Origin of the sequence: Cylindrospermum sp. FACHB-282, assembly GCF_014697195.1 — a bacterium.
Lineage (GTDB): Bacteria > Cyanobacteriota > Cyanobacteriia > Cyanobacteriales > Nostocaceae > Cylindrospermum.
The window spans coordinates 73738-93570 of record NZ_JACJRJ010000022.1 but is presented as its reverse complement, the minus strand read 5'-3'; the positions used below and the strand labels follow the sequence as shown (position 1 = coordinate 93570).

At 40.9% G+C, this 19833-nt stretch carries 24 protein-coding genes; 5 read left to right on the top strand and 19 right to left on the bottom strand.

The annotated features are described in order from the left end of the window. Positions 1-130: 130 nt before the first annotated feature. The 3 genes from H6G32_RS13465 to tyrS form a co-directional block, all read right to left on the bottom strand. Positions 131-760 carry a hypothetical protein gene (locus tag H6G32_RS13465; RefSeq protein WP_190458996.1) on the bottom strand — a complete coding sequence of 210 codons (630 nt, stop codon included), beginning with the start codon at positions 758-760 and terminating at the stop codon, positions 131-133. Next, positions 757-1476, bottom strand: a complete 720-nt coding sequence (gene pyrF, locus H6G32_RS13460) for an orotidine-5'-phosphate decarboxylase (protein ID WP_190458994.1) — start codon at positions 1474-1476, stop codon at positions 757-759. The genes H6G32_RS13465 and pyrF overlap by 4 nt, the downstream gene beginning before the upstream one ends. 190 nt (positions 1477-1666) lie before the next feature. Further along, positions 1667-2860, bottom strand: coding sequence for a tyrosine--tRNA ligase (gene tyrS, locus H6G32_RS13455; RefSeq protein ID WP_190459009.1), 1194 nt, complete (start codon positions 2858-2860; stop codon positions 1667-1669). A gap of 174 nt (positions 2861-3034) precedes the next feature. Here tyrS and H6G32_RS13450 point away from each other — a divergent pair, with 174 nt between their 5' ends. Continuing rightward, the gene (locus H6G32_RS13450; RefSeq protein ID WP_190458991.1) at positions 3035-4957 is read left to right on the top strand and encodes a transglycosylase domain-containing protein; all 1923 of its coding nucleotides are present in this window, start codon (positions 3035-3037) and stop codon (positions 4955-4957) included. A gap of 50 nt (positions 4958-5007) precedes the next feature. Here H6G32_RS13450 and H6G32_RS13445 read toward each other — a convergent pair whose 3' ends face one another. Continuing rightward, positions 5008-5331 (bottom strand): DUF1825 family protein, encoded by a 324-nt coding sequence (locus H6G32_RS13445; RefSeq protein ID WP_190458989.1) that lies wholly within the window; start codon positions 5329-5331, stop codon positions 5008-5010. A gap of 481 nt (positions 5332-5812) precedes the next feature. Continuing rightward, positions 5813-5977, bottom strand: coding sequence for a hypothetical protein (locus H6G32_RS13440; RefSeq protein ID WP_190458987.1), 165 nt, complete (start codon positions 5975-5977; stop codon positions 5813-5815). A 189-nt stretch (positions 5978-6166) separates the two neighbouring features. Here H6G32_RS13440 and H6G32_RS13435 point away from each other — a divergent pair, with 189 nt between their 5' ends. From H6G32_RS13435 to H6G32_RS13420, 4 genes are all read left to right on the top strand, one after another. Further along, the gene (locus tag H6G32_RS13435) at positions 6167-6730 is read left to right on the top strand and encodes an IS607 family transposase (protein ID WP_190458985.1); all 564 of its coding nucleotides are present in this window, start codon (positions 6167-6169) and stop codon (positions 6728-6730) included. Continuing rightward, positions 6727-7938, top strand: a complete 1212-nt coding sequence (locus H6G32_RS13430) for an RNA-guided endonuclease InsQ/TnpB family protein (protein ID WP_190458983.1) — start codon at positions 6727-6729, stop codon at positions 7936-7938. The genes H6G32_RS13435 and H6G32_RS13430 overlap by 4 nt, the downstream gene beginning before the upstream one ends. Positions 7939-8153: 215 nt before the next feature. Continuing rightward, complete coding sequence (locus H6G32_RS13425; protein WP_190458981.1) at positions 8154-8528, top strand: NINE protein; 375 nt, start codon at positions 8154-8156, stop codon at positions 8526-8528. 14 nt (positions 8529-8542) lie between these two features. Then, complete coding sequence (locus tag H6G32_RS13420; protein ID WP_190458979.1) at positions 8543-9076, top strand: ComEA family DNA-binding protein; 534 nt, start codon at positions 8543-8545, stop codon at positions 9074-9076. Between the two features lie 25 nt (positions 9077-9101). On the opposite strand, the gene lepB is transcribed toward H6G32_RS13420, so the two are convergent. From lepB to H6G32_RS13355, 14 genes are all read right to left on the bottom strand, one after another. Beyond that, positions 9102-9674 (bottom strand): signal peptidase I, encoded by a 573-nt coding sequence (lepB, locus tag H6G32_RS13415; RefSeq protein ID WP_190458977.1) that lies wholly within the window; start codon positions 9672-9674, stop codon positions 9102-9104. Positions 9675-9785: 111 nt separating this feature from the next. Next, positions 9786-10265: a nucleotide exchange factor GrpE gene (locus H6G32_RS13410; RefSeq protein WP_190458975.1), complete on the bottom strand. Its 480-nt coding sequence runs from the start codon at positions 10263-10265 to the stop codon at positions 9786-9788. After that, on the bottom strand, positions 10258-10872 hold the full coding sequence (locus tag H6G32_RS13405; RefSeq protein ID WP_190458973.1) for a molecular chaperone DnaJ: 615 nt from the start codon (positions 10870-10872) through the stop codon (positions 10258-10260). Before H6G32_RS13405 ends, H6G32_RS13410 begins: the two co-directional genes overlap by 8 nt. A gap of 172 nt (positions 10873-11044) precedes the next feature. Continuing rightward, positions 11045-13540, bottom strand: a complete 2496-nt coding sequence (locus H6G32_RS13400) for a peptidase M, neutral zinc metallopeptidase site (protein WP_190458971.1) — start codon at positions 13538-13540, stop codon at positions 11045-11047. After that, entirely contained in the window at positions 13540-14037 is a 498-nt protein-coding gene (locus H6G32_RS13395; RefSeq protein WP_190458968.1) for a LysM peptidoglycan-binding domain-containing protein, read from the bottom strand. The genes H6G32_RS13400 and H6G32_RS13395 overlap by 1 nt, the downstream gene beginning before the upstream one ends. Then, positions 14034-16250 carry an Hsp70 family protein gene (locus H6G32_RS13390; RefSeq protein WP_190458966.1) on the bottom strand — a complete coding sequence of 739 codons (2217 nt, stop codon included), beginning with the start codon at positions 16248-16250 and terminating at the stop codon, positions 14034-14036. The genes H6G32_RS13395 and H6G32_RS13390 overlap by 4 nt, the downstream gene beginning before the upstream one ends. Positions 16251-16749: 499 nt before the next feature. Beyond that, positions 16750-17115 (bottom strand): clan AA aspartic protease, encoded by a 366-nt coding sequence (locus tag H6G32_RS13385; RefSeq protein WP_190458964.1) that lies wholly within the window; start codon positions 17113-17115, stop codon positions 16750-16752. Further along, positions 17115-17384 carry a hypothetical protein gene (locus tag H6G32_RS13380; RefSeq protein WP_190458962.1) on the bottom strand — a complete coding sequence of 90 codons (270 nt, stop codon included), beginning with the start codon at positions 17382-17384 and terminating at the stop codon, positions 17115-17117. Before H6G32_RS13380 ends, H6G32_RS13385 begins: the two co-directional genes overlap by 1 nt. 432 nt (positions 17385-17816) lie before the next feature. Further along, a complete protein-coding gene (locus tag H6G32_RS13375; protein WP_190458960.1) occupies positions 17817-18425 on the bottom strand; it encodes a hypothetical protein in 609 nt (202 codons plus the stop codon). Positions 18426-18451: 26 nt separating this feature from the next. Then, the gene (locus tag H6G32_RS13370; RefSeq protein WP_190458958.1) at positions 18452-18769 is read right to left on the bottom strand and encodes a hypothetical protein; all 318 of its coding nucleotides are present in this window, start codon (positions 18767-18769) and stop codon (positions 18452-18454) included. A gap of 12 nt (positions 18770-18781) precedes the next feature. Then, positions 18782-19006 (bottom strand): DUF6887 family protein, encoded by a 225-nt coding sequence (locus tag H6G32_RS13365; RefSeq protein WP_190458957.1) that lies wholly within the window; start codon positions 19004-19006, stop codon positions 18782-18784. After that, positions 19003-19158, bottom strand: coding sequence for a DUF6888 family protein (locus H6G32_RS27410; RefSeq protein WP_375539799.1), 156 nt, complete (start codon positions 19156-19158; stop codon positions 19003-19005). Before H6G32_RS27410 ends, H6G32_RS13365 begins: the two co-directional genes overlap by 4 nt. Positions 19159-19216: 58 nt before the next feature. Next, the gene (locus tag H6G32_RS13360) at positions 19217-19486 is read right to left on the bottom strand and encodes a hypothetical protein (protein WP_190458955.1); all 270 of its coding nucleotides are present in this window, start codon (positions 19484-19486) and stop codon (positions 19217-19219) included. Beyond that, positions 19434-19772: a DUF6972 family protein gene (locus tag H6G32_RS13355; protein ID WP_190458953.1), complete on the bottom strand. Its 339-nt coding sequence runs from the start codon at positions 19770-19772 to the stop codon at positions 19434-19436. The genes H6G32_RS13360 and H6G32_RS13355 overlap by 53 nt, the downstream gene beginning before the upstream one ends. Between the last annotated feature and the right edge of the window lie 61 nt (positions 19773-19833).

Below are 19833 nucleotides of genomic sequence, written 5' to 3'. Positions count from 1 at the left end.
CTAATCTTGAAAATCCTGATTCTGACAATTAATCTTGAAAATCCTGATTCTGACAATTTTCAGGATAAAGAAAAAACACTAATCTTAAAAATCCGAAATCTGAGAAGATAAACCTTCCCATAAAATCCTGTTAATCCTCTAATCTTGAAAATCCTGATCGCACGCTTCCCGCCTGACAATCGCGTAACCAGAGTTTAACACCTTGGGCTACTGCACTATTACTACTATCTCGTGGTGGTGATGGCGTTTGTTCCTTGGAGTAAGAACCAGTTTGGGTAAACATCATTACCACTGCCCAACCGCTTTGAGTTTTCGTTAACAACAATCTGTGGAATTGCTGCAATTCTACCGCTTGCTTATTTATATACTGCCGCTCTAAGGTAGTAAAGAAAACCTGCTCTACTCCTTCTGATTGATATTCATTTGCGGTATTACCACCAGGGTTTAAGGGTAAGGGTGTAAACTCAGGTTTTCCGGCAACTAGCATATAGCTGAAAAGGTCAACACGTCTGCTCAAACGGCGTGCGCGTTGGGTGGCACGGTTGGTGTAGTTGGGTAAGTCCCGCAATAATTGGGTTATTAATGTTTCTAAATTTTGCTCTGAACAGGAGCTTTTGATCTTTTCATTTTCCCCCTTGCTTTGATATGGGGTAAGGTTTTGGGAGTATGCAGGATAATTAAGGCTATTGGATGTTAAAACCCAGCAGCTACAAGCTACAAACCACAAGCTATGATTTCTCTTCCTGCTTTCTGGGTTCATGCGATCGCGCTTAACTCCTCAGAAATTCTCTTCCAAGCTAACTCAGGATCGGCGGCTGCGGTGATGGGGCGCCCTATTACTAGATAGTTTGCGCCTGCAAGTATTGCTTGTTTGGGAGTTAGCGATCGCTTTTGATCCATTTTATCTGCCCAAGTGGGACGTACTCCCGGACAAACTAGCACAAAGTCATCTTTGCAAGTTCCCCGCAATTGCGCTACTTCTTGCGGTGAACAAACTGCTCCATCTAACCCGGTTTCCTGGGCTAAAAGTGCCATCTCTAAGGCGTATTCTGGCAATTCTAGGGGGATTTTTAAATCAAATGCCAACTGTCTCGCAGAAATGCTAGTTAACAGGGTAATGGCGATTAGTTTGGGCGGTTTGACACCTGCTTGATTGGCGCCGATTTGCACTGCTTCTGCTGCCGCTTTTAAAGCATCTGTTCCACAAGTTGCGTGAATTGTCAATAAATCTACCCCATAACGGGATGCAGCCCGACAAGCACCGGCGCAGGTGTTGGGGATATCGTGAAATTTCAAATCCAGAAAAATCTGCTTTTGTCGGGATTTGAGGATTTCCAGAATTGTCGGGCCTGTGCTGGTAAACAGTTCTAAGCCAACTTTCCAGAAGGTAACTTGGGGAAATTGATCAATCAGGGCGATCGCACTTTGCAAATCTGTTACATCTAAAGGGACGATAATTCGCTCATTTGTATTCATTCTTTTTATTTTAAGTTTTGTAAACGTAGACGCAAAGCGGCGTGCCGTAGGCTACCGCAAAGGGGGCAAAGGACACAAAGGAAGAAGGAAGAAGGAAGAAGGTTTGAGAGATTTATTGCGTAAGTCCTAAAATCATCTCTGTATGGCTGGGGATACCCCAGCTATACGTATATCTGGTATTTTGAATTTTTTAGGGTTTCAGTCGGACAAATTTGTTTTTACCAACTTGTAAGACTTTACCTTGTAGTTCGCTAGGATCTTGGTAAGTTGTATCTACATCCGTAATGCGATCGCCATCTAAGCGTACCCCACCCTCTTGGATTTTTCGCTTGCCTTCCCCAGTGCTTTTGCACAAGCCTGTAGCATTGAGCATATAAGCCAACTTAGCTGGGAACTGGACATTACCAAGAGGGAATTCAGGAACAGCGCCTTCCTTACCACCGCTTTTTGCCGCTTCCTTAGCTTCGTTTGCTGCAACTTCGCCATGATATTGTCTGACAATTTCCCAAGCGAGATATTCTTGGCGATCGCGTGGATTTTCTGGCAGTGTATCTAAAGGTAAATTTGTCAGCAATTCAAAATACTGTGACAGTAAATTATCTGGCACACCTTGCAACTTCTGATACTTTTGTGAAGGATGTTCCCCCAAACCCACATAATTACCAAGGGATTTAGACATTTTTTGTACCCCATCCGTGCCAATCAAAATTGGCAGCAACAGCCCAAACTGAGGCTTTAATCCAAAATGCCGTTGCAAATCTCGCCCCACCGCGATGTTAAACTTTTGGTCAGTCCCACCTAACTCCACATCAGCCTCAACGGCGACAGAATCAAAACCCTGCATCAGTGGATAAAGGAACTCATGGAGGAAAATTGGATTCTCTTGTTTATAGCGTTCTGCAAAACCCTCTTTGGCTAACATCTGTCCCACAGTCATCGTTGAAAGTAACTCCAAAATCTTCCCCAAATCCAACCGGGAAAGCCATTCCGAGTTATAGCGCACCTCTAACCGTCCTGGTGTGTCAAAATCTAAAATAGGGCGCACTTGGTCGAGATAAGTCCGGGCATTCAGGGCCACATCATCTTCTGTTAGCTGACGACGCACATCAGATTTACCCGTTGGATCACCAATGCGTGCCGTAAAATCACCGATAATCAAAACTGCTGTATGACCAGCATCTTGAAAAGCTCGCAGTTTTCTAACTGGTATGCTATGACCAAGATGAATATCCGCACCTGTAGGATCAATACCCAATTTGACTCTTAAAGGACGGTTAGTATTCGCCAACCGCTTTTCCAGACTTTCCGTTTCACTGTCAGCATCATGGGGTTGAGGAAAAATTTCTGCTATACCACGACGCAACCAAGAAAAATTTAGCGCCATACTCGGAGATTCGCCATAAACTACGTTTTCTGTACTATTCGTTAAGTGGGTTATGTTCACTGGCAAGTTGTCCGTTCTTTCATCTGCCAAACTAATATAATTGCAAAAAACTAACCGTCTAACTTCATTGCATTGAATTACAGTTATATTTACAAGTGAGGAAGTGGAATCGCCGTGTCGTCTAGGACTTTTGAAGACAAAGAGCCGCAACGTCGGGCTTCATCAGGTTTTGAGTTGTTGAAAGGAGTAGGTCAGATAACTGGCAGTACTCTTTTATCAATCACTATGTTGGCAAGTTCCATTGTAGCCGGAGGACTGGTTGGCCTAGCCATTAGTTTCCGCAATTTGCCAGACGTGAGACAATTACGTAACTTTTTTCCCTCAGAAACTTCATATATCTATGATGTTAAGGGCAAACTCTTAACGAGTATTCACGGGGAAGCTAACCGGGAAGTTGTACCTCTAGATAGAATTTCTCCAAATCTCAAACGAGCCGTATTAGCCAGCGAAGATGGTCATTTTTATGATCACCACGGGATTAACCCCACCGCCGTTGGACGAGCGATCGTAGCCAACTCCAAAGCAGGTAGTGTAAAAGAGGGTGGCTCTACTATCACCATGCAGTTGGTGAAAAATTTATTTTTGTCTCAAAAGCGTGCCTTTACCCGGAAGATAGCAGAAGCGGTGCTAGCAATTCGGTTAGAGCAAATTCTCGGTAAAGACCAAATTTTGGAAATGTACCTCAATCAAGTTTATTGGGGGCATAACAATTATGGTGTGCAAACAGCAGCACGCAGCTACTTTAACAAGTCAGCGGAAACTTTAACCTTGGGTGAATCAGCCATGATGGCGGGTTTGATCCAAGCGCCAGAAGAATTCAGCCCGTTTGCGAGCATGAAGCTGGCAAAACAGAAACAAAAAGAAGTGCTGGGACGGATGCTGGAATTGAACTGGATCACCCAGCTAGAGTACGACAACGCCCTGAAACAAGAAATTAAACTTGGCAGAATCAGGTCTTTTCAAGGTAGTGCCCTACCTTATGTTACCAATACCGTAGCCCAGGAGTTGGCGAAAAGATTTGGGCGAGAGGCACTGCTAAAAGGCGGGATGCGGGTGCAAACTACAGTTGATGCCAGATTCCAAGAAATGGCAGAGGAAACCGTCGTTAAGTGGCATGAAAGACTCCGGGGTAATGGGTTATCGAGGAATCAAATAGCCTTGGTGGCCATTGATCCGCGCACACATTTTGTCAAAGCCCTGGTGGGTGGCGTAGATCCTAAAGTCAGCGAGTTCAACCGGGCTACCCAAGCTCAACGTCAGCCTGGGTCTTCTTTTAAACCCTTTGTTTACTATACTGCTTTTGCTACTGGTAAGTTTGCTCCAGATACAACGGTGATTGATGCCCCAGTTAGCTATCGAGATGGTGACGGTTGGTACTTTCCGAGAAACTATGACGGTAGCTTTAAAGGTGCAATGTCAATTCGCACTGCTCTAGCACAATCGCGCAACATTCCCGTGATTAAGCTTGGTAAGTCTGTGGGGATGAATAAAGTGATCGAGACCTGCCGGACTTTGGGCATTATGAGTCCGATGGAACCTGTATCTTCTTTGCCTCTAGGTGCTATTGGCGTTACGCCCTTAGAAATGGCTAGTGCCTATGCTACCTTTGCCAATTATGGCTGGCAGTCACCATCGACAGTAATTGTCCGTGTCACTGATAGTAGTGGCAATGTGTTGCTAGACAATACGCCTAAACCCCAGCTCGTTCTCGATCCTTGGGCATCAGCAGCAACTATCGATATTATGCGATCGGTAATGACTGAGGGTACTGGTAAGGGTGCCGCCATAGATCGCCCATCTGCTGGCAAGACAGGAACAACCTCCTCAGAAAAGGATATCTGGTTTGTCGGTACTGTGCCACAGTTAGCGACTGCTGTCTGGGTAGGGAGAGACGACAACAGGCAATTAGCTAGCGGTGCAACGGGTGGGGGAATGGTTGCTCCCATCTGGCGTGATTTTATGGTGAAAGCGCTTAATGGGGTGCCGGTGGAGAACTTTAAGTCTCCGAGCCAGTTTCCCCGCCCTAGATCACAGTAATTTAGCATTTGGGATTTGGGATTAATTACCAATCTCAAACCCCAAATTGACTAAATCTGTTTTTCTAGCTCGGATTTCATCCGTTCGAGGGTGACGTGCATTTGCTCAAACATTTGTTGCGGTGTAACGCCAAACTGACCTAGCTGAGTTTTTAGCTGCTGTATAGTCATTTGCGCCATGAAATCTTCTGATAGCTCGAAGCGCTTCATAAAGATGCGATATCGATCCATCATCGCTTCCATTTGCTCAATAAACAGCTTTTTACCCTCACGGTCAAATTTGCCGTAGCTGTTGCCAAGCTGAATCAGTGCTTGATAATCTTCAAACAGCTGTTTAGCTTCTTGCTGAACTATTTCCGAGTCAAAGAATCCCATCTTGCTTCTACTCAACTGAGTGATGCTGCTCAGTAGCTTATTGTTTTGCCTCTAGTCTTATTCTAGTTTAGGTTAATAATCTAGGGAAGAAGCTTCGGTTTGAGTACAGTTTTTTACCGAAATCTCTACACTTGACTTAAGAACCTTTTTTCGCTAAAAATGTCCTCAATAAACCGGCGATACCCAAAGCTTTAGCCATTAATTGAGGTTTGGCGCTTTCAGTTGCTTTAATGTTGATTTTGTACGTGTATTTTAAAGCTAGTGGGTGCTGGGGGTAAAGAAAAGATTTCTCCTATAGACTATAAATACTTAGGACTTAACAGACAGGAAACATCAAATATGAAGCATTGCTTAAGTCTGTTGTAGGGTGCGTCAGACCCAATAATTTGGCAATAATGAACAGATTTTTGACATCTGACGCACCCTACAAAGCCATGTTCAAAAGCCGAAAATGACCAACTATCGTTGCTCCATATCGTGTTCAATTTGTATAGTGCGTAAGTTCTAATACTGTAAATACTGTGAAGTGTTTTATCGCCATGATGGTTATACTATGCATTCTAATGCCATCTTTGCCTACTAAATTAGGGATTAGAGGCGATGCGATCGCCTTTTGCTCAAAAAACTCAGCTTTCGGTGCAGACATGGCCATCAGTGTTTCTTGAGGTTATTGGGTTGATAGCTAGTACAATTTGGCAGTCGCTAAAAGGCAGGAGGCATAGTTATTTTCGCCATGGTGCACTAGTATTGGTAAACTTCTATGATTTTATAGACAGGCATTGCTAAATATAGACAAATGTCTTAAAATAATTGTGAAGGTCGAGAAAGACTCTCCATGAAACTATCAGATTATGCTAAATCAATAGGAGTTAGTTATAAAACAGCCTGGAGAATGTGGAAACGTGGTGAACTCAACGCTACACAATTAACAACAGGTACAGTCATAGTCAACTTCGATAAACCAATCAACAAAGGAGTAGTTATCTATGCCAGAGTCAGTAGTAGTGAAAATAAATCTAACCTGGACACTCAGGCTCAGAGGCTAGAATCTTATTGTTGCGCCAAAGGATATACGGTTGTCAGAATAGTAAAAGAAGTTGGTAGTGGTGTTAATGATAACAGACGTAAGTTAATTCATCTATTAAACCAAGATGATTACACACTGATTATATGTGAACACAAAGACCGACTATCAAGAGTAGGATTTAATTATCTTAAAGTTTTACTGAATCAACTTGGTAGAGATATTGAAGTTGTTAATTTAGCAACAGAAAGAACAGATGATTTAATGCACGACTTTGTTTCTATTATTACTTCTTTTTGTGCAAGACTTTACTCAATTAGAAGACGGACTCGGAAAACTGAGTGCATTGTAAAATGTCTTGAGGAGGATGAATGAAACTAGCAGAAAGACATATCATCAAAAAACCTCATAAAAACTATCAAGAAATTGATAGGCTGTGCTTTCTTTCCAAAAATCTCTATAATGCTGCCAACTACTTAATTAGGCAATCCTTCTTTGAAACTGGTAAAATTCTCAATTATAATCAGACCCAAAAATTATTACAAAGTGAGTTTGATTACAAAAATCTACCAGCTAAAGTAAGTCAGCAAATACTAATAATTTTAGATAAGAATTGGAAAGCATTTTTGCAAGCACAAAAGGCTTATCAAGAAAACCCATCTAGATTTTTGGGCCAACCAAAATTACCTAAATACAAACATAAGGAAAATGGGAGAAACCTGTTAGTTTATACCATACAGGCTTTGTCTAAACCATTTCTATCAAAAGGACTTATTAAACTTAGCCAGACTGAGATAGTTTTCCCTACTAAGGCTAAAGAAATAGCACAAGTTAGGGTGATTCCCAAGCTTAATCATTATGTTGTTGAGGTGATTTATAATCAAGAAGAAAAACCAAAACAGGCAGATAATAAGAAAATTGCCAGTATTGATTTAGGATTAAATAATTTGGCTTCTGTAACTTTCAATCAAGCAGGTTTAATACCTTTCTTGATTAATGGCAGACCTTTAAAATCCATTAATCATTTTTTTAACAAAAAGAAGCACCAATTACAGGCGATTCTCAAAACCAGGACTTCAAAAAAATTACAGACTCTCTGTGCAAAACGCAATTTTAAGGTTGATGACTACTTGCATAAAGCCAGCAGATATTTAATAAATAAGTTGATTGAATTAGATATAGGTACTTTGGTAATTGGGAAAAATGAAGGTTGGAAACAAGAACTCAATATAGGTTCTAAAAATAACCAAAATTTTACTCAAATACCACATACCAGATTTATTGAACAGTTGACCTATAAAGCAGAATTAGAGGGGATATCTGTAATTATCACCGAAGAAAGCTATACATCTAAATCTAGTTTTTTAGATCAAGATGTACTCCCCATATATAAAAAAGGGGAAAACCATTCTTTTAGCGGTAACAGAATTAAACGTGGTCTTTATAAATCTGCTCAAGGTATTTTAGTTAACGCAGATGTAAATGGATCACTAAATATTCTCAGAAAAGCAATCCCTAATGCTTTTGCAGATGGGATAAAGGGGATTGTAGTTTCCCCAGTAAAGGTAAAACTTTCAAAGTAAAAGATATTTGTCTATATTTTTTACAACTATCTTCTCCTAGATTCATCATCAAAATCGCGGGAGTCCCCAGGTGAGCAGTTGAGGGGTTATTGACTACAATAGATGAATATGTTTGTGAATAATTAGGAATTTGTCCATGCTGAATTTATCAACAGGCTTTGGTACTATGGCTGTCTGATTGTCTGAACTATGGTAATGGTAGATTGATTATAAATATGTTAACTAAGCGAAAGAGCCGAAGCGTCGCTGTTATTTTAGCTTTTTCTGGCACGCTGACAATTTCAGGATTACATAAGTTTTATTTGGGACAGCCGCTGTGGGGACTGTTGTATGTTTTACTTTCCTGGACGCCTATTCCTAAGGTAGCTAGTGCTATTGAGGGAGTTTGGTATTTAGCCCAAGATGAAGAGGCTTTTGATCGTCATTTTAATCTGGGTAAGTCAGCGGTAAACGCCTCTCAGCAGACAAGTAATCAAGTGGGAGCAGTAGCTAATGCCTTGCGTGAGTTAGATGCTCTCCGTCAAGATGGACTGATCACTGAATACGAATTTGAGCAAAAGCGCCGCCAGTTGCTAGATCAAATTTCTTGACACAAGCAATAATCATGAACAATTGGCTACCTTTGAACCTCAAATTACAAAAACTCCGAGCCAAGCTGCTTAATGACCCCTACTATCGACTACAATCTGGGGAAGAAATTCAGATGGCGGCAAAACTGGGTATTCGTATTGATGCAAATCTTGCTACTGTAGATGATTGGCTACGCTTACCTGGTTTGTCGATTCACCAAGGGCGATCGCTTGTAGAACTTTCACGGGCTGGTGTTAAATTTTACTGTATTGAAGATATTGCGGCGGCTTTGAGTATGCCAGTGCAGCGACTAGCACCCCTAAATCCCCTGCTGAGTTTTAGTTACTATGATGACGAGTCTCTAGATAAACCTGGGTTTTTAGTCAACCCGAATACAGCAACGGTGGAGAAGCTGGTACAAATTCCCTTTATCGATTTGCTTCTAGCTCAAGCAGTGGTGGAAAACCGTCTAGCTGCTGGCCCTTACCGGAACTTGATTGATTTCCAACAACGCTTGGAATTACCTGGGGATGCGATCGCCCAATTAATGTATTATCTCCAGTTTTAAGGGCGGGAGAACCCCACCCCGATAATTAAATTAAGCCGATGCGGTCGAAAGGCCAGAAGCGGAAAGTTGCCCGACCGATAATATTTTTTCTCGGTAAAAAGCCCCAGTAGCGAGAGTCATTACTATCATTGCGGTTGTCTCCCATGACAAAAAATTCCCCTTCTGGGACTTTCACCGGTGGGAATGGCTGATTAGGTGGTTCAGCGATATAGTTTTCAGACAAAGGTTGACCGTTGAGATAAACTTTGCCCTGAGCAACGCTAATTACTTCTCCTGGTTGACCAATAACCCGCTTGATGAAAGCTTGGTCTTTGGGATATCCCCGGCGTTGTAATTCTGCTGGTGGCTGAAAAACAATAATATCTCCGAATGTCGGCGGGTGAAAACGATAGGAGACTTTTTCCACCACTAGGCGATCGCCTGTATGTAAGGTGGGAAACATTGACTCAGAGGGAATATAGCGGGGTTCGGCGATAAAAGTCCGGATCAGGAATGCCAAACATAAGGCGATCGCAATTAAGGTGAAATTTTCTTGCCAACCGCGCCATGCTTTCGATGACGCAGAAGCATCTTTTGTATCACTTTCGTGAGGAGTCATATAAATTTTCAGCCAATTTAAAAAGTGAAATACTTTGATTATTGTGACGCTAAATGTATATTCATCAGCAATCTGGGTTCTGTAAAAACCTATACAAATATTTATCCTACTTTATTCTGATTTGGATGTAACTATTTCTGCTGGACGCAGGATTTTTTCACCCAAACGAAACCCGCGACGGACAACTTTCGTAATTGTTTGGTCTGGGACATCAGGGCGTACTTCTCGATCTACGACGCGACACAAGTTAAAATCGGGCTGATCGCCTTGCAGTTCTATAGGCAAGACTTGACGCTTTCCTAATACACTGAGATATTTCCGATTTACTGCGCCTATATTTCTGGGTAAGCGCTCAATAAATTCTGGACTGGGGTTGGAGTTATTTTCTAGATAGTCTAGTAAGGCTTCTAGGGCATCAGCAACTTCTAAAAGTTCCAAAAATAAATCTTCGGTGTTGGCTGCTGCTTGGGTTTGCTGTTCTCGCAAGGACTGCTGTAATTCAACATTTTGCTTTTCGAGGGTGCCAAGCTTTTGTATCAGCAAGTCACGCTGTTCTTGGCTGAGAATATAGGTTGGGGATGAGTCAGGCACGAGAAATCTCTTTAGATAGCAAAGGTAAGTTATTTTTTGCCCAAGTTTGGACTTGGGGATGGTCATGGCTAGTTAAAAGCTGACAAAGGGCGATCGCTCTTTGTCTCTGTCCACCCATTTTATAGGCTTTGATCAGCCAAATAGTAGCTTTGATATATTCTTGACTGTGGCGTTCGGTGCAGCCTTGACAGTAGTCTTCTAAGTATTTTATGGCTTTGGGGTAACGTCCCTCTTGGCAAGCTGTAATACCCTCGGTAAATAATGCCGATAAGGGCATGGCTAAATACTCTCCTTCTAGGTGCTCTTCTTGGATAGCTTGAGCCATAGCTTGTTCTAAGCCATCAAATTCTGGCAATAACACTAATGTTGGTGCTGGCTGATCCAATTTTGATAAATCACTATATTGCAATTGTTTAATCGGCGGCAATATAGGGCGCAAATAGTCAGCTATTATGCGTTCTTCAGGCTTCATCAAGCTTTTTTGTGCTTTCGCAATCACAGCTACAGGATATTGCTTGCGCTTCATTGCTGTTGCTAAAGCTTTTGTAATTTCTGCTTTTGAAGCTGCTGGGGATACACCAAGAATATCATAAGGGTTATTTTCCATTACACACCTTTTAATAAATTAAAAATTAATTTTTTATTGTTGGCAATTATTCTAGATATATAGCATTCCTATTTTATTTGCAAACATCGAAAATTTCCGATTTCTGACTTCTTGGATAAATTAGAAACCTTGTTGTTTACGAATGATTTAATACGGCCATGGAAAATCATTATTACCAACACAATCTCAAACCACGGTAAACTTCTTGAAATGCTGGTTCGTGGGGACATATTTCGTAAGCCCAGAGTCCTAGTTGCTGAATTGCTTCTGGGCTATTTAAATCTCCATCTTTCACACCATTAATTAATATATTAATAAAGAAATCAGCTACAATATAACGAACTCTTTCACGGTGGGAGCATCTAGCTTTGATGACGACTGCTTCAAACTGACGATTTTTGAGCAGCCAATCAATTTCTTCTAGTTCCTGGGTGAGTTCAATACTTTCTATTAGGTCAATAACTACCGGATTATGATGATCGATATTTTTAATTTCTTGAAGTTTGTCTAAGGCTTTGGTTAAGGAAATATTTTGATTAATAACTTGTTTTCTCAGTTCTTCTGCTTTATATTCAGCTAAATAATTCTTAGCAGAATTGCTGCCTATCAGGTCATACCAAAATTCAGCAAATTCTAAATGTTCGGAAAATTCTGATATGGCTTGACGCTGTAATCCACAAAGTTTATCTATTTCTTGTTGCCAATCTGGATTATCTTCAATCTCTGATTTTGCTGGCTTCAGAGAAATCATTGCTTTGCGCCATTTTTGTTGCTGTAGATAATAGCAGCCTTCGTAGTAAGCGACGAAATCCTCAGCAAATTTTTCGATGCCAATCGTAGCTTTAGGTGCAGGTTTAAGTTGAATTGCTCTTTGACTATCGCCTTCTAAACAAGCGGCTACAGCTAATCCCCAAGGAGTATAAAGAGAACGGAGTATTTTTTGACTAGGATGTGTTATGTCTACTATGATATTTTGCCATTGGGAAAGAAAACGATGGTAACAACCTGGAGTAATAAATACATCGTTGACTTTCATTCCTGACTTTGACGATTCACCCATTAATTTTAGAGAAACTAGTTCTCTACGGCAATGATCGCGCAACTGTAAATAATCTTGAATATTGGTATCTTTAACTTTATCAATAGCTGATTCTAATCGGCGTTTTAGTTCTGAAGATAATACTGCAAACTCAACAGGTTTATTTCCTAACCAAGGGGGATTTTGCAGGCTTGGATCTTCAGTGATATTTGCCAAGGCTGTAGATAAGGCAATAATCAAACTATTGAGCTTTGTGGGGTCAGTTTGGGCATGATAATAAGTAGCAACTGTCCAATTATGTAATGTAGTAATATTCGGTTGTAAAATCCAGTTTGTTTCGACTTGATCGGCAATAATTCCCCAGTCTGACCCTTGCCAAATTCCTGCTTCTAGCCGTGGTTGAATATGTTGATTGAGATTGGCCTCGACTAAGGGGTCAAAACCGAATTTTTGGAGAAATTCCCTACTGTGGGTTTTAGCCTGCTCGATATTTTCAAGTTTTACCAATTGTTCAATATTCTTTAAAGAAAGCAAGCGTTGCCGTTGGGAAAGATGTTTGAGAACTTCCCGTTGTTGGGTAATTGCAGCGGCAGATACTTCTTGCCATTCTCGATAAGCTGGCTGTAAATTGTCTTGTTGAGCCAGGGCAAATCCCCGCAGATAAGCGGCTTGTTCTCCAGGTATACCCTCTAGGTGAGATATTGCCGTTACCCAGTCTTGAGTTTTAATTGCTACTAGCCCTAATCGGATGCGGCAGTTTGTGATATCTGGTAGGAGGGATTGAGCATTTTCGTACAAAGACGCTGCTGCTGGTAAATAACCTGCTTTTTCCGCTGCTAACCCTTGACGGTAAAGTGTTCTACCTTTGACTGTTAATTGTAGCTTGTTAACTAAATCAAGTCCGTCTGTGCGGGGAAAGTTAGTGAGAACAGATTCTAAAAGGGCGATCGCTCCCTTTAATCTACCCTCACTTTCAGCTTGTTGGGCTTTTTGGAGAGCAGTGTCATAAACTTCTTCTTGGGGAACTTGGGTTTCGGCTGTGGCGATCGCATTTTTTACGGATTCTGTGGGATAGAGTGCTGCGGCTTGGTGGTAAATGGCGATCGCATTTTTGAAATATCGATTTTCTGCCTGTGACTCTGCCTGTGTGAACAATACTTGAAATTGCTGCCGCTGTTGCAGTTCCTGTTGGCATTGCTGAATTGACTGCAATACTCGCTCATCGTGGATAATCTGGCTACAGCGCTGATAAAGTACGATCGCACTTAAGATTGTTTGCGTTTCTAAAGGGTTGCCAGTATCTTGCTGAAGATGGTTTTTGGCTTGATTAGCCAGCTTATCCGCTTCGGCTACTTGTTGACGCCATTGTAGAAGTTGCTGTTTAATTTCGTCTAAAACATTACTTAATAATAATTTGCAAATCCAGCGTTCCCAAAACCCTGGATTTTTCGACCAAAATGCGATCGCTTTTTCGGCAATAGTAACTGCCTCCCGCAGGTACTTTTTTTTGGCAAGTTGTTCAGCTTTGCGGCTGGCTTCCTTAGTTTGTGGCCCTTGCTGCCAGGCATCAACAATTCCCACCCCCAGTAAAACTTTACTCAAAGCGTTGAAACTGCCTAGGATGCTCATTAATTCCCCTCCTGACAGTTAGGAATTTCTAACTTATCCCCCACCTCTAGATCATTTTCTCGCCCTTTTAATTGCGGGTTAGCTGTAACCATCACGAACCAAAAAGTTTCTTTACCACATAATTTTTTAGCGATCGCACTTAGAGAATCTCCAGCTTTAACAATGTAGGTATTGGTTGCTGGAGCTTTCCGAGGTGCAATAGCAGGTTTTGGGCTGGTGGTACTCATCACCACTGGATTGGCAGGAGAGATAGTAGCTGTGTAGAAATTGGGTTGCACGAAGACAAAACTGCTAAATGCTCCCAACCCAATACCAACAATTAGCATTAATAGAGCGATTCCTAATGGCCAGCCAGCAAAATTTGCTAAAAGTGAGTTTTGCCGTTGTGGTAACTCTTGGAGCATCCGCATGAGGGAAAGATCGGTATCGCAGTTAGGGCAAGTGTTGCCCTCTATTTCTTGATACCCGCACACAGGACAGTTGAGCTTCAGATTCATCGAGTTAGTCCTGTGACAATGCTATTAATGGGCAATTCTTGATTTAGCCAATGATTGACGTCTGGTTGCAGTTCATGCAATAAACGATCAGCTTCGTGTTTATCATCTCTTTCCATAGCGTTGAGCATCCGCAAGAGTTTATCAAACATGGCATTTGCTTGGGTGGGTGCAACTGTTTTAGCTAGGCGAATTGCCAAAAGATACGCCTGCACCAACTGTACCTCATCAGGGAGATTACTGAGTTCCCTTCTTGCCTCTTCGCTCTGAGCATCCATTTGAGAGCCGTTATTGGTGTCAATCGCCGTTTGCAACTGTTGAGTCAGCTTTTGCAATCGTTCTTGCTGGGCTTGGGGAATTAGAAAACCACAGAGTTGAAGGATGCGATCGCATTCATGCAGCAGAGATTCAGCTTCTAAGCGTTGTGGAGACATAGAAACCTGGAATTTTTGCAAATTAACAAGAGCGCGATCGCGTAAATCGCTGCGTTCTTCTCCCGTTCTAGAATCGATAATTTGGTTTGCTGACTGCACAACTGGGACTGCTAACTTTAGCGCTGCTTCCACACCCAGTTCAGTTAAATCTTGGTGATTGAGTTCTGCGATCGCTTCCTCTAATTCTTGATATATTCTCTCATCTGAACGACCACGGGAAAAAATACAACTCACTCTCACCGCAGGGTCATTTTTCAAAGTCGCCGTCATTCGCAAATCGCTATTTTTTTCATCCAACTCCACATTCACCATAATTTCCGTTCCGGCTGGATACTTTTTGTCTAACCCCAACCAGATATCCCCAATACTTTCATCAGATTTAACCCCATCTAACTTTTCTTTGACTTCATCAGGGCTAAAAAATTGAAAGTGAATCAGCCGTTGTCCCTCAGCCACAGTCTTAAAAGTGTGGGATGTCGTCACTGGCAAAATATCACCCCGATTAATCACTTGATAATTGCCATCCACAAGCTTAATAAAATAGTCGCGGGAAACCGTTGTTACTTTATCAGTCTGTCCAGCAGCGACAATCGCCGCACCTTCAGCTACTGCATACATTGGCCGGGGATGCACCACCACCTTATTAGCCCCAAAAACCCCTTTAATTTTGCTTTGTACCAAAGGAATTTGGGAAGAACCACCCACCAGCAGCACCACATCCACCATTTCTAAATGATATTCAGCGTATTCTAAAGCTTGGCGGCAAATTTGCAGCGAACGGTCTACCAAATCAGCAATCAATTCCTCAAATTGCTCACGGGTAATTTCTACCTCAATGGGAATCGCAATTCCCAACTCATCAAGTAATTGAGCCGCAGGAGCAATCTGTGCTATTGAAGAACTGCTTAATTCAACTTTAGCCCGTTCTACCGCTAACTTTAAATCAGCATTAAATCGCACCCGTTGATAATGGGGCATATTAGCAATCAAGCCGTCAATATCGCTAATTTTTTCCTGTTGAGAAATTTGCTCTTTGACAAACTTAATGATTCGCGAGTCGATGTCATCCCCTCCCAGCCACAAATCTCCCGCTTTCCCCTGTTCGATAAATGAAGTTCCCCCAGCGGTAATCAGTGAAGCGTCAAATGTCCCACCGCCAAAGTCGTACACCAAAATCGTCTTCACATCTTCGCCATCTGGTGCAAAGCCGTAGGAGATAGCTGCGGCTGTCGGTTCTGGTAATAGTTCTAGGGGAGTTATTCCGGCTTTAAGTGCGGCTGTGCGGGTAGCATAACGTTGTTTATCATTAAAGTAGGCGGGGATGGTAATCACAGCTTGGTCGATGGCTTCCCCTGTTTTGTCAAATGAGAGGCGATAAGCTTGGGCATTTTTGACAATTTTTTTGAGAATTTCCGCCGAAATATCCTCTGGCTGATATTCTTTGTCTGCTAGCCAAACTGCTATGCTGTTGTCTGTTCCCTGAGTTGGTTGGGCAATTTTGTAACTTAATTCTGATTTTTGCTTTTGGACTTCTGAATCGCCGAAACCCCTACCCATCAAACGCTTGATCGAAATAATTACGTTTTCTGGATCAGCCCGTAGCTGGTTGTAAGCTTGATCTCCAACCAAGAATTTTCCTTGTTGATCGCAAGCAACAAGCGATCGCGTCAGTTTCCTCTCTGGGGGCGTGTTATCCTTAGCTGTCACCACTTCAACTTCTGCCAACTTAAAAGCGGCGACGGAGTTAGTCGTCCCCAAATCAATGCCTATTGCCTTGCCCATAATCTGCCCAAATAATTGAATTATATAAATTTTCGTATTTAAGCCTAAAATTGATGTTCAATAGTACCAAGATTTAATTTATGTTGCATCAACGTACTTAAGTGGACTGTAACGTTAGATTAATCTAATTAAATATGGAAAAACATCTGTGATTTTACTTATAAAATAATGAAGATTTCAGCACTGAATTAAGGATATATCCGTAAATGAGTAGTAATCCTTAAAAAGAGTGTAATGTATACAAAAGGCTAGTGCAATACATAGCTTCATCTTAGAGGATGCAGTGAGCTTGTGCAATTTCTGATTCGTACTTTTGTAAACATTACAAGCTTTATCAGCAACTCAAGCATAACTTAGGACTGCTATCTAATAACAATAGACTAGCTGGTGAGATGTCCAAAACCTCAACAATCAAAGTTGAAGTACAATTCTCTTTAGAAGACTTGTTCAAGGCTGTTGAACAATTAACTCAGTCAATATTTTGAGGATATGCTGGCATTTATAACTCATCAATTATGACTAAACCGCCTTCAGTAAATTGGATTACAAGTTCATGTTCATCAAGTAACGCAGTTCCTAGTAAAGGTCGCTTTCCTGTAGCAAGTACGTTAACTTCTCTTTCTTCTCCATTCCAGATAATGGTAGCTTCATACATTGGTATTTCTATCCAACTATTATCAGCCAGTCTTCCAGGCATATCATACAGGAAGGGTAAACTCAACAAAGCAACTGCTTCTGGTGGTAGACAAAGGTAATCTGTAAAACCTGTGTCTATAACAAATTCAATAGTAAAATCTGGTAGATTTAGCAGTCGGAATATGACATTAACAGTTGCATTTCCATCTTTGACAATGCCAGAAATCACTAAGAATCACGCTCCAGATGGCCATTGAAAGAAACAGCAAATTTATAGCCAATGCGAATACCATATAGTCGCGCAAAGGGATTTTTCTGGCGTAAATATCGCGCTGATTCTAAACCTATTTTATCAACTGCATATTCACCTGTTTGTATATCGATAATTACCATCTTACCGATGTTTTCTTCTGTTTCTACTTGCTGACGAATGCCATTGTCGTATAAATCTCTGGCACGTCTTCCAACTTCTTCGCGGCTTAAGAGAATGGCTTGCACGTTCTTAATCCTTTCTGGTGACTGTGTATTAATTGTACTTGATTATCTGTTATGGCTTGAAAGCGAATTTTGCACCCTTGCTTATCTTTGAGTATGTAGGTTGGGTTGAGGAACTAAACCCAACGCTAAAAGGATGTTTATTGGGTTTCACTTCGTTCAAATTTGTATTAATTATACTTGATAATTTGTAGTGGCTTCAAACCTAAATTTATTTCGACACTTGGAGAAAAAATAATTTGACACTTATGCTATTGCCTAAGAGGATGTTTTAAAAGTATTGGGCGAATATAATAGAGCCTCCGGCACGCTCCGCGAACGCTACTACACAAACGAAGTCCACCTCCGTGTACTAATGAAAAATTAAGGGTTTTTAACCCACGTTCGCGTAGCGTTCCGCAGGAAAGGTGGGTTTTGTCTGTGTAGCCGCGATTTCTAATCGCTTTTAACAGTAATATATAGAAAACAAGCAAGTCCAGAATGCTTTAGTCGCTCAATAAATACTTTTTCTGAGTACCCCTCTACAAGTAAAATAGACTGCCTACTCCTAAACTCAGGAAAGCGGCTCATTTCATATGAAAACTTTGTCAGGTGGTTCCTAAGATCAATAATCTGGCTAAAAGCCATAGGAACTAGATTGTTGAAATAATCTAAATGGTCTGTACTGATAAAATTTCCCGTTCTTAATTCAGATTTATATATAAATTGTGTGAAATGATATGCAGCGTCAAGGAAATATTGCAATTTTTGAGAATCTAATATTTGTAAAACTGATATACATCTAGTTATTAATGCTTTTAGTGAAGTAACAGCAACACCACATTGTATATCTTTTGCCTTATCAGTGTAAGATGTTACTTCAACAAATTTGCAATAGTCAAAACGTCCACATTGGTGACATTCAAAAAAAGGTATCCAGTGTTTTTTTAGTAAATCCGTGAGTTCTTCTAATGTGTAGTTTCCATTAATTGGAATGCGTTTTACTTCTTGCCTATCCCAAATTTGACAACCAGTCAAATCAATTATTTTGTCTGCTACATCCATAAGTATTAATTAGTAAAAACCTAAAATCATATCCGTCCACAAGCACCTGTTTCATTGAGACGGAGTGTAACAAGCCAACCAGTAGGATATTTTTCACGCGCTTTTTTGTCAGCAACATTTTCATCAGGATCAGTAAAATAATCACCACTGTTTGGTTCAATCACAATAAACCAATTGTAATGTTCATCTATTAATTGCGGACAAACTTGATCAAAAACAACACGCGCTTTTTGTCCACGAGCATTTTTTTCAGCTTCCCGTTTAGCTAATTCTTCCGGTGGTATCGTAAATTCTGGAAAGATTCTACCTGGTTGACGACCACGCACAGGTTTTGTATTAGTCATAATTAACCCCACTTATTCTTCACTTTCAAGTAATTTTTTACCATTACTAAAACGCTGCAAAAATTCAGGATAATTCCTCAGATCATCAACAGATTCTGATGGTGGCATTTCTACCCAATTTGCCTCAGCATTCAATTTATCTACATAAGTGTAGAATGCCTCTTGGTCATCCCGATGAGATAAAACATAAGCACGTAATTCTTTTGGACTCATACCTTGGAAGTTAGGCTGGCTCATACCAAATACCTCCATTTAGCATTAGGATATATTTCTATCATATTCTCTTCACTCGCGAGGATAAACACATTACCTGTGCGTTTATCAACTCGAACCAGGTTTATAGGTAAATATAGTTTAGTGTGTAGGTTGGGTTGAGGAACGAAACCCAACGCTAACTAACAAGGGGTTTATTGACTTCTCACACGGTAAGCTCAACCTACAGCTAATTCACACCAATTCCGCAGCTAAAAGCCTACCTTCAACTGGTTCATATTCATCTTCTAGTAACCACAATTTAGCTTCTTCATAATTATTACTAGAAAATACAATTTTATCGCCCTCTTTTGGGTCATAAATTTGACAGTTTCCTTCACTGTCACAAAGTAATAAAAGAATATATGGAGGAGATAACATTGGATCTATCCATACTTCTGTAAATTCCCAGTTATTCTTCACTAGGTCTGGTGCGGGGGACGACGTGGTATTGGTTATCTGCATTGATTTTTATCTCCCCATAATAAAGTGGAATACGGCTACTATCTGGACTAATTCTATAACCTATTGGCTGGTTAAAAAACATTCCATAACGTTCATATTCTCGAATTATGCCGATAAAGTCCCCTGCTTCTATTATGGACTGGGCAACTCGATTCATGGTATTTTCGTCATTAAATACATGAGCCGCAATTCCTTTTTTAAGAAGCCTTTGCATTTGCGGTGTTTCTGGTAAATGCTTGGCAATATGTCTAACGTCAAGGGCGATTTGACGATTAATTCCGCTCATGATTGAAGGTTAAAAAAATAAAAAACGGTAGAGCAATTAACACTCTACCGTTTATTTAAAC